The sequence below is a fragment of the Pseudorhodobacter turbinis genome, from assembly GCF_005234135.1.
GTDB classification, from domain to species: Bacteria; Pseudomonadota; Alphaproteobacteria; order Rhodobacterales; family Rhodobacteraceae; genus Pseudorhodobacter; species Pseudorhodobacter turbinis.
The window spans coordinates 551,612-565,119 of the sequence record NZ_CP039965.1 but is presented as its reverse complement, the minus strand read 5'-3'; the positions used below and the strand labels follow the sequence as shown (position 1 = coordinate 565,119).

At 59.5% G+C, this 13,508-nt stretch carries 11 protein-coding genes; 8 read left to right on the top strand and 3 right to left on the bottom strand.

Going from position 1 to position 13,508, the window contains the following annotated elements; all coding sequences use genetic code 11:
* The first annotated feature begins 16 nt into the window (after positions 1–16).
* The 3 genes from metZ to EOK75_RS15015 all read left to right on the top strand — a co-directional run bounded on the left by metZ (position 17) and on the right by EOK75_RS15015 (position 3,845).
* The gene (gene metZ, locus EOK75_RS15025; protein WP_137194897.1) at positions 17–1,198 is read left to right on the top strand and encodes an O-succinylhomoserine sulfhydrylase; all 1,182 of its coding nucleotides are present in this window, start codon (positions 17–19) and stop codon (positions 1,196–1,198) included.
* 83 nt (positions 1,199–1,281) lie between these two features.
* Positions 1,282–2,337: a GTP cyclohydrolase FolE2 gene (gene folE2 / locus EOK75_RS15020; protein ID WP_137194896.1), complete on the top strand. Its 1,056-nt coding sequence runs from the start codon at positions 1,282–1,284 to the stop codon at positions 2,335–2,337.
* 53 nt (positions 2,338–2,390) lie between these two features.
* Positions 2,391–3,845 carry a TrkH family potassium uptake protein gene (locus EOK75_RS15015; protein ID WP_137194895.1) on the top strand — a complete coding sequence of 485 codons (1,455 nt, stop codon included), beginning with the start codon at positions 2,391–2,393 and terminating at the stop codon, positions 3,843–3,845.
* A 4-nt stretch (positions 3,846–3,849) separates the two neighbouring features.
* Here EOK75_RS15015 and EOK75_RS15010 read toward each other — a convergent pair whose 3' ends face one another.
* Positions 3,850–5,598 carry a serine protease gene (locus tag EOK75_RS15010; RefSeq protein ID WP_137194894.1) on the bottom strand — a complete coding sequence of 583 codons (1,749 nt, stop codon included), beginning with the start codon at positions 5,596–5,598 and terminating at the stop codon, positions 3,850–3,852.
* Between the two features lie 192 nt (positions 5,599–5,790).
* Between EOK75_RS15010 and EOK75_RS15005 the strand changes: the two genes are divergently transcribed.
* Genes EOK75_RS15005 through glyS form a run of 3 tightly spaced genes read left to right on the top strand, consistent with a single transcriptional unit; the run spans position 5,791 to position 9,554 of the window.
* Complete coding sequence (locus EOK75_RS15005) at positions 5,791–6,726, top strand: glycine--tRNA ligase subunit alpha (RefSeq protein WP_137194893.1); 936 nt, start codon at positions 5,791–5,793, stop codon at positions 6,724–6,726.
* Between the two features lie 26 nt (positions 6,727–6,752).
* Positions 6,753–7,238, top strand: a complete 486-nt coding sequence (locus tag EOK75_RS15000; RefSeq protein WP_420821949.1) for a DUF6446 family protein — start codon at positions 6,753–6,755, stop codon at positions 7,236–7,238.
* Between the two features lie 3 nt (positions 7,239–7,241).
* On the top strand, positions 7,242–9,554 hold the full coding sequence (glyS, locus tag EOK75_RS14995) for a glycine--tRNA ligase subunit beta (protein ID WP_137194892.1): 2,313 nt from the start codon (positions 7,242–7,244) through the stop codon (positions 9,552–9,554).
* Positions 9,555–9,595: 41 nt separating this feature from the next.
* Here glyS and aroQ read toward each other — a convergent pair whose 3' ends face one another.
* Entirely contained in the window at positions 9,596–10,030 is a 435-nt protein-coding gene (gene aroQ / locus EOK75_RS14990) for a type II 3-dehydroquinate dehydratase (protein ID WP_420821948.1), read from the bottom strand.
* A gap of 137 nt (positions 10,031–10,167) precedes the next feature.
* On the opposite strand from aroQ, the gene trmB reads away from it, so the two are divergent.
* Complete coding sequence (gene trmB, locus EOK75_RS14985) at positions 10,168–10,872, top strand: tRNA (guanine(46)-N(7))-methyltransferase TrmB (RefSeq protein WP_137194890.1); 705 nt, start codon at positions 10,168–10,170, stop codon at positions 10,870–10,872.
* Between the two features lie 84 nt (positions 10,873–10,956).
* On the opposite strand, the gene mepK is transcribed toward trmB, so the two are convergent.
* Positions 10,957–11,523, bottom strand: coding sequence for a peptidoglycan L,D-endopeptidase MepK (gene mepK, locus EOK75_RS14980; RefSeq protein ID WP_137195806.1), 567 nt, complete (start codon positions 11,521–11,523; stop codon positions 10,957–10,959).
* A 310-nt stretch (positions 11,524–11,833) separates the two neighbouring features.
* Between mepK and EOK75_RS14975 the strand changes: the two genes are divergently transcribed.
* Positions 11,834–13,468, top strand: coding sequence for a L,D-transpeptidase family protein (locus EOK75_RS14975; protein WP_240794116.1), 1,635 nt, complete (start codon positions 11,834–11,836; stop codon positions 13,466–13,468).
* The last annotated feature ends 40 nt before the right edge of the window (positions 13,469–13,508 follow it).

Genomic DNA, 13,508 nt, shown 5'->3' with positions numbered 1-13,508 from the left:
ACTGCCGGGGGCCAACATGGCGAAGACTTGGAAAACGCGTACGCAACTGGTGCATGAAGGCAGCCGCCGCAGCCAATATGGCGAGATGGCCGAGGCGATCTTTATGACGCAGGGCTTTGTCTATGAAAGCGCCGAGGCGGCCGAGGCACGGTTCATCAAGGCGGGCGAGGATGAGTTCATCTATGCCCGCTATGGCAACCCCACCGTGCGCATGTTCGAAGACCGTATGGCCGCGATCGAGGGCACCGAGGATGCTTTTGCCACCGCAAGCGGCATGGCGGCGGTTTCGGGTGCGCTGACCTCGATGCTGAAGGCGGGCGATCATGTGGTGTCGTCGCGGGCGCTGTTCGGGTCATGCCTTTATGTACTGGAAGAGGTTCTGACGCGCTACGGTGTCAATGTCACCTTTGTTGACGGTGCCGATCTGGCCGCATGGGAGGCCGCCTGCGTGCCCGGCACCAAGGCGGTGTTCTTTGAATCGATGTCAAACCCTACGCTGGAGCTGGTCGATATCGAGGCGGTCTCAAAGATCGCGCATAAGGTTGGCGCGACCGTGGTGGTGGACAATGTCTTTGCCACGCCAATTTTTAGCCGCGCAGTGGAGCAGGGCGCCGATGTTGTCGTCTATTCCACGACCAAACATGTGGACGGGCAGGGCCGTGCGCTTGGCGGCGTTGTTTGCGGTACACGCGAATTTATCCGCACCGTGGCGGAACCCTATCTGAAACATACGGGCGGCTCGATGAGCCCCTTTACCGCTTGGATCATGCTGAACGGTATGGCCACGATGGACCTGCGCTGCCGTGCAATGGCCGAAGCCGCGGCAAAAATCGCGACAGCACTTGAGGGCGACGATCGCCTGTCCAACGTCATCTATCCCGGCCTTTACAGCCACCCGCAGGCCGAGCTGGCGGCGCGGCAGATGGGGACGGGCGGCACCATGCTGGCCCTTGATATCAAAGGCGGTAAGGCGGAAGCGTTTCGCTTTATGAACGCATTGGACATCATCAAAATCTCTAACAACTTGGGCGATGCGAAATCGATCGCGACCCATCCGGCGACAACGACCCACCAACGTCTGCCCGACGCGCAAAAGACGGCTCTTGGCATCACGCCGGGCCTGATCCGCCTGTCGGTCGGGCTGGAGGATGCGGATGACCTGATTGCGGATCTGCGTGCCGGTCTGGACGCGATCTGATCCAGCTGGTGCGAATCGATTTGGAAAAGCGCTTGGAAGGCCTTATGTTGAAGGTGAATTTCTGACCCGTGAAGGGAAACACCATGAACATCCACAGCAAGGGCACCCAGCCTGACCGCAGCGACGCCGAGGCGGCCTTGGCCGTCTTGCAGTCTTGGGCCGCGCATGCCCCCGCGGCTGAGGTGGCAGCGCTTGGCCTTTATCCCGCGCTTTCGGCGGAATACCCGGCGGATTTCGTGGTGGATGCGGACTACAAGGCGGGCCTGCCCGATTTGCAGAACGGCCCCTCCAGCCTGATCAAGGGTGAACGGACCGTGATCCAGCACGTCGGGATCTCGAATTTCCGGCTGCCGATCCGTTATCATACCCGTGATGGCGCGGATGTGATCCTAGAGACCAGCGTCACCGGATCGGTCAGCCTTGAGGCCGAGAAAAAAGGCATCAATATGAGCCGCATTATGCGCTCATTCTATGCCTATGCCGAAAAATCATTCAGCTACAAGGTGATAGAACGCGCATTAGAGGATTACAAACGCGATCTCGACAGTTTTGACGCGCGGATCCAGATGCGGTTCTCCTTTCCGATGAAGATCGAGAGCCTGCGTTCGGGGCTGTCGGGGTGGCAATATTACGATATCGCGCTGGAGTTGGTGGATGCGGGCGGTGCGCGCAAGACCATCATGCATCTGGACTATGTGTATTCCAGCACCTGCCCTTGTTCGCTAGAGCTGTCCGAACACGCCCGTCGCAGCCGCAACCAGCTTGCCACACCGCATAGCCAACGCTCGGTCGCAAGGATCTCGGTAGAGCTGGTGGGCGATAAATGCCTGTGGTTCGAGGACCTTATCGACTTGGCCCGCGCTGCGGTACCAACCGAAACGCAGGTCATGGTCAAGCGCGAGGACGAACAGGCCTTTGCCGAACTCAACGCCGCCAACCCGATTTTCGTCGAGGATGCCGCGCGCAGCTTTTGCGCCCAATTACAGGCCGACCGGCGGGTGGGTGATTTCCGTATCATCGCCAGCCATCAAGAAAGCCTGCACAGCCATGATGCCGTCAGCGTGCTGACCATTGGCGATACCTTTGCGGCCACAAGCCTTGACCCCAAGCTTTTCACCACCCTGTTTCATGTCGGCTAGGGTGGTTCGGGCCCGGTTGACAGTGCGGGCGAAGCGCAGCAAGTCATGCACCCATGATTGATCTTCGCCCCGTGGGATATATTATCGGCCTGCTCGTCGCCACGCTTGGGGCGATGATGTTGTTTCCGATGGCTTTGGATTACTTTTCGGGCAGCCCCAACTGGAAGTCCTTTCTTGAGGCGTCGGTACTGACTTGCCTGATGGGCGCGCTTTTGTCGCTGTCTTGTGCCAACGCCACCCAAAAGGGGCAGGGCATCACCCTGCGGCAAAGTTTTGTGCTGACGACAGGCACTTGGGTCGCGCTTCCGGCCTTTGGGGCCTTGCCCTTCATGTTTGGCGAGCCGGGCGCTACCCTGACCAATGCAGTGTTTGAGGCGGTCTCGGGGATGACCACAACCGGCACAACTGTATTCGAAGGGCTTGATGCCTTGCCGCCGGGGGTGAACCTGTGGCGCGGTATCTTGCAGTGGCTCGGCGGGCTGGGGATTGTGATCGTGGCTTTGATCTTCTTGCCGGTGATGAAGGTCGGGGGGATGCAGTTTTTCCGCTCCGAGGGCTTTGATACCTTGGGCAAGATTCTGCCGCGGGCGCTGGATATCTCCAGCGCCTTGATCCAGATTTATATCGCACTGACAATTGCCTGCGCTGCGGCCTATTTCGCCTTGGGGATGAGCGGGTTTGATGCGGTCGTCCATGCGCTGACCACGGTATCGACGGGCGGGTTTTCCAGCTCGGACGCCTCTTTTGGCAAGTTTGTCCACTCGATGGAGCTGGTGGCGATTGTCTTTATGTTGTTGGCCTCGATGCCCTTTATCCGCTTTGTTCAGGCCACGCAGGGCGATCTGAAACCGCTGTGGCGCGATCCGCAAGTGCGGGCCTATGTGCGCTGGAACGCCTATGCCGCCTTGGCCGTCACCGCCTATGAGATGTATAATTTCGACCGGCCGTTCGTGCAGTCCCTCCGCGAAAGCAGTTTCAACATCGTGTCAACCTTTTCGGGCACGGGCTTTGCCTCGGTTGATCTGTCGACTTGGGGGCCATTCCCATTTGTGATTTTGATCATGGTAGGATTGATAGGGGGGTGTACCTCCTCGACTGGTTGCTCGGTCAAGGTGTTTCGCTATCTGATCTTGCTAGAGGCGATTAAGGTGCAGATCCGCCGGTTGCACAGCCCCTCGGCCATGCTGGAGGTGCGCTATGAAGGGCGGCGCGTGGGCGATGATGTGATCAACTCTGTCATCGTGTTCTTCACGCTGTTCATCCTGACGTTTGGCGTGGTCGCTGTGGCCCTGTCGCTGACAGGGCTGGAAACAAGAACCGCCTTTACCGGTGCATGGACGGCCGTCGCCAATATCGGCCCTGCCTTCGGGACCGAGGTTGGACCGACCGGCGCGGTGGACGGGTTTCCCGCCCTTGCGCGTTGGATCATGATCCTTGGAATGCTCGTGGGCCGGTTGGAGCTGTTGTCGGTCTATGTGTTGTTCATGGCCCGTTTCTGGCGGAACTAGGGCGTTACTCCCAGCACGACACCAGAACCGTCATCGACATTGCACGCTCTGTCAGGTCACTTGGCGGAAGGGGGGCGGCACGGGTGGCTTGCTGCACCGGCGCTACGCCTGCGCGGTTCAGAATGGCCTTGATGCTGGTCACATCGGCCACAAAGGACACCTCACCGGGCAGCACGCGGCCATCCGTGGCTGTGGCGGGGATCAACATGCCCAACACGGCACCTTTGCCATTCATCACCGGACCGCCTGCATCGCCGGGCAACGACGACAGTGACAACCGCGCGATGCCTGCCTCACCGGCCAATCCTTTGGTGTCTTCTAGCGCGCCAAAGGTCAGCGTGGGGGCGGGCAGGGCATCCTCATAGGAATAACCGGCAAGGGCAACCTCGGTCCCGATACGGGGGCTGTCGGCAAATTCAGCGATAAAGCGCGGGGCAAGCGGTTTGACCGGTGTCAGCACGGCAAGGCCACTGCTGTCATCCTGCGCGGTGATCGTGGCCTCGATGTTGCGATCAAGGGTGATGCGCGCACAGCTTTGCAGGGTTTCGGTCGTGGTGATCACGTCGCCTGTGGCTGACACAAAGAACCCACTGCGCGAGATCTTGGGCCGACGCACTTCCATCCCGGCCAAGAGGTTGCGGCGTTGGGCATCATCCAGCGACACCAGCCCCGGATCAAGCGCGCGCCCGCCGATGGTCTTGAAGCTGGCATCCATCGCCTTCAGGGCATTGCGGGCCTTGTCCTCGGCCTCGGGTTTCCAGATCAGCATATAGCCTTTGATCAACCCGCCACTCAGTTGGACAACGCTGCGCGAGGCAATAGTGCCGTCGCGCCCGTCAATGGTAAAGCCGCGATCATTCAGGCTGCGTGCGCCGTTTTGGGGAACCACTTCCAGCGTTTGCAAGATGTCATAAAGCCCGCGCAGCGCCGCCCCGTCACCGGGTTCGGAGATGAGCACCACCCGCACACCAGAGCCGTCTTTTTCGGCAAAATGAACAAATGGAGGTTCGTAATGATCGAATTCGACCAAGGCTATCGGCAGGGAAATCTCGATGCCGGCCTCTTCCTCGGTGATGGTTTGCAGCCCCAGCTCCGCGACGACCAGATCGCGTTCGGTGATGATCTGGGCGCGCTGCTTGGTGGTCATCACGCCGGTTGGCTCATGGCCATTCGCCGCTTGCCATGCCGCCATAGAGGCACGCGTGCCGCGCCCGAAGGCACCATCAATGGAAGCTTCATAAAAGCCGAACCATTTCAGGGCCGATTGCAGATCCCTGCGCGCTTCTGGCGAGAGGGCCTGTTCAGAGCGGCGCGCCTGCTGCAAGGTTTCTACAGGCTCCACAAAAGGTTGTGGGGCGGTGGCAAGCGGGGCCGTGACAACTGGCGGGGGCAGGGCGGCACCGTTCAAAGGCGCGCTCATCGGGTCTTGGCCCAAAGGCCAGAATCCCCCACGGTATTGCTCCCCATTGGCGACAAAGCTGTCTGCGGGGATCAGATTGTCACGGCGCAATTGTGCCAGCCGGGACAGGGCGGTATCGGGGTCATAGGGGCCAAGCGCGATTGCGTACCACCCCGAGGCCATCCGAAAGCCCGCCACATCACTGAAGGCACCGGCATAGGCGCGGGCGCGCTCCTCGGCTTGGGCCAGGGTCGGGCGTGCCTCAATCTGTACCCATGCGCGGTCTTGGGCAGAGGCCAAGCTGGCGAAGAGCGACCAAAAGAGGAGGGTAAAGAGTGATAGATACTTCGGCATGGGGCCCTCGTTTCGGTGCGTGTAATACTTGATAAGGGTGCGAAACCACAAAATCGCGTAGATTGCCAGAGTGGGCTGCCCGTTGAGGCGTTTTTTGCGCGTCACAATCAAGCGAACAAGCGGGGCATTGACCCTGTCGGGCCCTTTGCCTATTCAATGCGCAAAACCTGTTTCAGCCGCAAAGGGATGCGCATGACCCAAAAGCCGACCCCCCCGCGCAGTTTTCAAGAGATCATCTTGCGCCTGATGACCTATTGGTCCGGTAAGGGCTGTGCTGTGTTGCAACCCTATGACATGGAGGTTGGCGCGGGCACGTTTCACCCTGCCACGACCCTGCGATCACTGGGCAACAAGCCATGGGCCGCGGCCTATGTCCAGCCCTCGCGCCGCCCGACCGACGGGCGTTACGGCGAAAACCCGAACCGGTTGCAGCATTACTACCAGTATCAGGTGCTGATCAAACCCAGCCCGCCGGATCTGCAAGCGCTCTATCTTGGATCGCTGGCGGCGATCGGTATCGATATGGATCTCCATGACATCCGCTTTGTCGAGGATGACTGGGAAAGCCCGACGCTTGGCGCATGGGGCCTTGGCTGGGAGGTCTGGTGCGACGGCATGGAAGTCAGCCAGTTCACCTATTTCCAGCAGGTCGGCGGCCATGATTGCCACCCTGTTTCGGGTGAGTTGACCTATGGCTTGGAACGGCTTGCGATGTATATTCTGGGCGTCGATCACGTCATGGATATGCCCTATAATGATCCCGACGCGCCGATTGCGTTGAAATACGGCGATGTCTTTCGCCAGACCGAACAGGAATACAGCCGCTGGAACTTTGATCAGGCCAACACCGACACGCTGTTGCAGCACTTCAAGGATGCCGAGGCCGAATGTATCGCCACCCTTGCCGCCGATGCGGTGGACAGTGCGGGTCGGCGTATCATCATGGCGCATCCCGCCTATGACCAATGCATCAAGGCCAGCCATCTGTTCAACCTGCTCGATGCGCGCGGCGTGATCTCGGTCACCGAACGCCAGGCCTATATCGGTCGGGTGCGCACCTTGGCCAAGGCCTGCGCCGATGCCTTCGTGAAAACCGAAGCCGCAGGGGCAGAACTGGAAACGCTGTGATCGGCAGAATATTTGTAGGGGCGATTGTGATATCCGCACTTCTGGCAGGCGCTGCCATCTATTATTTGCAGGTCTACGGTTACTACCAAGTGGTAGAGGCCAGCAGCCCCGCGGCTGAAATTCGCATGACCACGCTGGACGGCGTGGCCGAACCTTTGCTGATCGAGGGCTTTGAAGGCATAGACGCAGACAGCTCTCCCATCCGCTTTCGTGCCTGTTTTCGCACACCGCAAAGCATGGCGATGCTGACCGAGACCTACCGTCTTTATGACGGCGCCACGCCGCTTGTCGCCCCCGGCTGGTTCGACTGCTTTGACGCGCAGGCCATCGGTCAGGCGCTGGAAGAAGGTCACGCCATTGCCTATTTGGGCGAGGAAAACATCCAATACGGTATCGACCGTGTCATAGCCATCATGGACGACGGCCGCGCCTATGCGTGGAACCAGATCAATCACTGCGGAGAGGTCGTTTTCAACGGCGCGCCCGCACCCGCCGACTGCCCGGAGAAATAACCCATGCCCGATATGCTGCTTGAACTCTTTTCCGAGGAAATCCCCGCCCGTATGCAGGCCCGCGCGGCCGCCGACCTTAAAAAGCTGGTCACTGACGGGCTGGTCGAGGCGGGGCTAACCTATGAAAGTGCCGGTGCGTTTTCCACGCCGCGCCGTTTGGTCCTGACGGTTGAGGGGCTCTTGGCCGAAAGCAAACCCGTGCGCGAGGAACGCAAAGGCCCCAAAGTCGGCGCGCCCGAGGCCGCCTTGCAGGGGTTTTTACGCTCTACCGGATTGACCCAGGACCAGTTGCAGATCCGCGACGACAAAAAGGGTCAGGTCTATTTCGCGGTGATGGAAAAGCCGGGCCGTGCCGCGTCCGACATCATCGCCGAGGTTCTGGAACATGCGATCCGCAACTTCCCTTGGCCCAAATCCATGCGTTGGGGTGCGGGGAGCTTGCGTTGGGTGCGCCCGCTGCATTCGATCCTGTGCATCCTCTCGGCCGAGGATGGCGCGCAGGTCGTGCCGGTCACGGTCGATCATCTGACGTCGGGCAACACCACCGAGGGCCACCGTTTCATGGCGCCGGGCCGCTTTGCGGTGACAGGTTTTGACGATTACTGCACCAAGCTGCGCCGCGCCTTCGTGATGCTGGACCCGGCTGAGCGTGAGGCCGCAATCTGGCAAGACGCGCAAAATCAGGCCTTTGCATCCGGCTTGGAACTGGTCCCCGATGTGGGGCTTTTGTCCGAGGTTGCGGGGCTGGTCGAATGGCCGGTGGTCTTGCTGGGCCGCATCGGTGAGGATTTCTTGGGCCTGCCCGCCGAGGTGCTGCAAACCTCGATGAAAGAGCATCAGAAATTCTTTTCGGTCCGCAACCCCAAGACGGGCCGGATTGAAGGCTTTGTGACCGTTGCCAACCGCGAAACCGCCGATCATGGCGCGACCATTCTGGCGGGCAACAACAAGGTGCTCTCGGCGCGGCTGTCGGATGCGAAATTCTTTTGGGAAAACGATCTGCGCACCGTTGCGGCCAAAGGGCTGGACGGCATGGGCGCGGGGCTTGCCTCGGTCACCTTCCACAACAAGCTGGGCAGTCAGGCCGACCGGGTGCTGCGCATTGCCGCCCTCGCGCGTGAAATCGCGCCGATGGTCGGTGCTGACCCCGATCTGGCCGAGCAAGCCGCCCGCGTCGCCAAGGCCGATCTACAATCGGCCATGGTCGGCGAATTCCCCGAGCTGCAAGGCACCATGGGCGGATATTACGCCCGTGCCGCGGGTCTGCCCGATGCGGTGGCCGATGCCTGCAAGGCCCATTACTCGCCCCTTGGCCCCACCGATGCTGTGCCAAGTGACCCGGTTTCTGTTGCCGTTGCATTGGCCGATAAGATCGACACGTTGACAGGCTTCTGGGCGATTGATGAAAAGCCCACCGGCAGCAAAGACCCCTTTGCCCTGCGTCGTGCAGCCCTTGGGGTTATCCGGTTGATTTTGGGGAATGGGGTGCGAACGAGCCTTTGGGATACGATTGATTTCGGGATGGAAATAATTAGGCGTCCGCAATTAAAAGCGCTTGAAGAGAGCATTGTCAATCAGATCGTTGGCGATTTCGAGCAGGGGGCGGAAGTTGCAAAAGAGATTGTAGCTTTCCTTTCTGGTGTGGCGGACAGTGAAATCGAGCAAATTAATTCTGGACTGACGGCTGGAATAAAGGCGAGGCACATTCGTGGCCACGCTGCAAAGGTTGCTGAGTATTTTGTCGGCCAAAGATCTGGGATTGAATGGCGAAGCCAATTTGTTCCAGCACGAGACGATCTGATTGCCTTCTTCCACGACCGCCTAAAAGTCTTCCTGCGCGACGAGGGTATTCGCCACGACATCATTGACGCCTGCATCGCGATGCCCGGCAATGATGACCTGACGCTGCTGGTCAATCGCGCCCGTGCGCTTAACGGGTTCATCACCTCGGAGGATGGCACGAACCTGCTGCAAGGGTTCAAACGCGCCAATAACATCCTGACCCAAGCGGAAACAAAGGACGGCGTCGAATACTCTTACGGGGCTGATGTGAAATTCGCCGAAACCGAGGCCGAGCGCGCCTTGTTTGCCGCCCTTGATACCGCCGAGACCACGATCAAACCCGCGATGGAGGCCGAAGATTTCGCCACCGCCATGGCCGAACTGGCCAAACTTCGCGCGCCGATCGATGCGTTTTTCGAGGCGGTGCAGGTCAATGCCGAAAGCGAGATCATCCGCCGCAATCGCCTCAACCTGCTCCACCGTATCCGCGCGGCCTGTGCGCCGGTGGCGGATCTGACCAAGATCGAGGGTTAACCCCCCAGCTTGGAACAGGTGGCCCACGGGCCGCCTGTCTTTTAGTCCAGCAGCTTTGCCAGATGGCGCAGCGCGGCGCTATAGCCTTCGGTGCCCAACCCCGCGATCACCCCCTCGGCGCGCCGAGAGACATAAGAGTGATGGCGGAAGGCCTCGCGCTTGTGAACGTTGGAGATATGGACCTCGATCACCGGCCCGTCAAAGGCGTTGAGCGCATCCAGAATCGCGACCGAGGTATGGGTGAAGGCGGCAGGGTTGATCACGATCCCCGCCGCTTTGTCGCGGGCCTCATGGATCTTGTCGATGATCGCGCCCTCATGGTTGGACTGGAACGTTTCCAGCCCCAGCCTCAAGTCACGGGCCAAAGCCGCGCAGTCGCGCTCTACATCGGCAAGCGTTTCATGCCCGTAAATCTCGGGCTGGCGTTTGCCCAGTAGGTTCAGGTTGGGGCCGTTCAGCAGATAGATCGTCTTCATCATGGGGTCCTTGGCATGGTTCGCGACAGCTTCGCCCCGCAGGCCCGAAATTGCAACGCCCTCATGGCATATTGGGGGTTGGACTTGACCTTGCGCGCGCCACGGGCTACGCCCCGCGCGCAGCCATGGGGGGCGAGATGTCCGAAGATCACACAGAAACCACGCCGGAACGTCGCAATTTTTACGGGCGGCACCGTGGCAAAACACTGCGCACCAGTCAGAAAACCTATCTGGAGGAAGATCTGGAGGCGCTGCGCCCCGTGGGCACCAGTCAGGCGGATAACCCTGACCGGCATGTGGTGGACCCCGCGACCTTCTTTGCCGACGGGCGGCCTTTGTGGCTTGAGATCGGCTTTGGCGGCGGGGAGCATCTTGTGCATATGGCCGCGCGCTATCCTGATGTGGGGATCGTCGGCTGTGAGCCTTATGTGAATGGCGTGGCGATGCTTTTGGGGAAAATTCGGGCGGCTGGTGTCGAAAACCTCTGCGTCCACCCCGAGGATGTGCGGGCGTTGTTTGATATCTTGCCGGATGCTTGTATCGACAAGACCTTCCTGAACTATCCTGACCCCTGGCCAAAAGCGCGCCATCATCGGCGGCGTTTCGTGACCCCGAACCATCTGCTGCCCTTGGCGCGGGTGATGAAACCGGGGGCAGAGTTCCGCGTGGCAACAGATATTTGCGACTATGTGCGCCAGACATTGGAAGAGGTACCTGTGGCCGGGTTTGATCTGATCAGCCAATCCGCGACCCCGTGGGAGGATTGGATCTCTACCCGCTATGAGCAAAAAGCCATCCGTGAGGGGCGCCCGCAGCACTATCTGACGTTTCGCCGTAAGTGAGCAGGGCGCCATTCGTGGCGTGCCCCTGCTGTGGCCAATAAAAAAGCACCCCGAAGGGTGCCTTTGGCGTCCGTGATGGCGTGATCAGCCGCCCCAGCTGCGTACAGGGCCGCAATCCATATGGACAAAGTTCGACCGGCTGTAAGAACCGACACCACCCGATGCGCAGGCTTTGGCTGCCTTGGCCATTTGCCCGATAGAGCGGGACTTCAACCGAAGATCAGCCGCTTGCCCAACCATATGCAACGAGTGCTTGGCAACGCCGCGTGATTTCGACCGTAGCATCGCGTTGGTCTTCGGGCTTCGGTACCCCGAAAGCATCATGTAGGGTTCGGAAGCATCCATCAAACGGTGCGAGGCCGCCATAATATCAACGGTGCGCGGGTCGATGTCGATGGAGGTGCCTGTACGCCAGTCGCGCATGAAGTGATTGATCTCGGCCAACGCTTCTTTGATGTAATCACCGTCGACCCAATAGATCGTGTCAAGGTTTTCACCCGTGCGGCCCGAATACATCTTCAAGCGACGAATATCGCCTGCCCCGCGCAGAAAGCTGAAAGCGTGGCTATATGTTGGCGTCGCTATTACTGCGGTTGCCGCAAATGCGCCAAGCAGCCCGCGCCGCGAGATCATTGTCGATGTTTCATTCATCATTCTGAGCGCCTGTCCCGTCGCTTGTATTCTGCCGCTTTAGAGCGGCCTTTGCTGCTACTCTGCCCAAGTGCGCCTTACTTATTGCACAACTCGAATCGCAACCCAATAGCGGATTGCTCGCCTTGCAGAGGATGCCCTCCGATAGGCAAAAAATTGCTTAACATAGGCTGTGGGGGCGAATACTGTGGCAAAAACATGCCATGTGCCTGAAATGCGACAGTATGTAGCCTTTCGGCAGGGTTGAAGGTGGACAAAACACAGCATCTTGGTGCCTTTAGGCCTAAGTGCACTGCTGCTAGAGGTTATTATGCGTTATCAAACTGTGTCCCCGCTCCCGTTGATCCGAGGGGCGAAGGTTTTTCTGCTTTCTGCGCTGATGTGTGGTGCGGCGGTAAATCCGGGCGTGGCACAGATCAAGGTCGCCTTTTCCATCGAAAAAGAGACCAGCGCCTTCCGTCAGTCGGTTGCTGCGGCGGCGGCGAATGACAAAGCGATTGCTGAATTTTACCATGATTCTGATTACGCCCCGATCTGGATGGGGCAGGGGCAAGAGGCCCGCCGCTCTGCTTTGCTGGCAGCGTTGTCGGACGCGGGCGTGCATGGATTGCCGGTCGCGCGCTATGATGTGGCCGAATTGATCGCGGCCGCAAAGGCAGCGCGGACCGAGGGTGACCGCGGGCGGCTGGATGTCCGGATGACCCGCGCGCTGCTGGATTACGCCCGTGATGTGCAAACCGGTGCGCTGGTCCCCGGCAAGGTCGTGAATGAGATCAAGCTGGAAGTGCCTGTCCGTGACCGCCGCGCCAACCTAGAGGCGTTCGCGGCCTCCGACCCTGTGGCCTTTCTGAAATCATTGCCGCCGCGCACGCAGGCCTATGCCCAATTGATGCGTACCAAGTTTGAGCTGGAACAGCGCAGCGACTGGGGCCCGCAGGTTGCAGCCAAAAGCCTGAAGCCCGGCGCAACGGGGCCTGCGGTGTTGCAGCTACGCGACCGCTTGGTGGCGCTGAACTATTTGCCGCGCAGCGTGACAGCAAGTTATGACGCCGCGATCCAAAAGGCTGTGCAGGCCTTCCAGACCGATATGGGGCTGGAGGCGAATGGTGTTGCAAACGCAGCAACGATCAAACAGCTTAACATTGGTCCCCAAGAGCGGTTGAAATCGGTCATCGTTGCGATGGAGCGTGAGCGCTGGATGAATATCGACCGGGGCCCGCGCCATATCTGGGTGAACCTTACCGATTTTACTGCCAGGATCGTGGACCATGGCCGCGTGACATTCACCACCCGCTCGGTGATCGGGGCGCTGAATGCAGATCGTCAGTCGCCGGAATTCTCGGATACGATGGAGTATTTGGTGATCAACCCGACGTGGAATATCCCACGTTCGATCACCACCAAAGAATACCTGCCGATGATGCAGCGTAACCCGAATGCGGTTGGGCATCTGAATGTTGTGGACAATCGCGGGCGTGTCGTGCCGCGCTCTGCCATCAACTTTGCCTCCTATTCGGCGCGGACCTTCCCCTATTCGATGAAACAACCCCCCTCGAGCAGCAATGCGCTGGGGTTGGTAAAATTCATGTTCCCGAATGTCTATAATATCTACCTGCATGATACGCCGTCAAAGTCGTTGTTTAACCGCGAAGTGCGCGCCTTCAGCCATGGCTGCATCCGGCTAAGCGACCCCTTCGATTTCGCCTACGCCCTGCTTGCGGCGCAGACGGATGATCCGGTGGGGCTGTTCCAAAGCTATCTCAAGAGCGGTCGGGAAACCAATGTAAGCCTTGAGGTGCCTGTGCCTGTGCATCTGGTGTATTACACTGCCTACCCATCGGCCTCAGGGCGGATGGAATATCGCCGCGATGTTTACGGGCGTGACGCTGCGATTTTTCGCGCCTTGACGGATGCCGGGGTGGTACTGGGGGCGCATCAAGGCTAAATCCTTGGTCAAAGGGCGGTTTGCCCCTGAAAAGGAGACG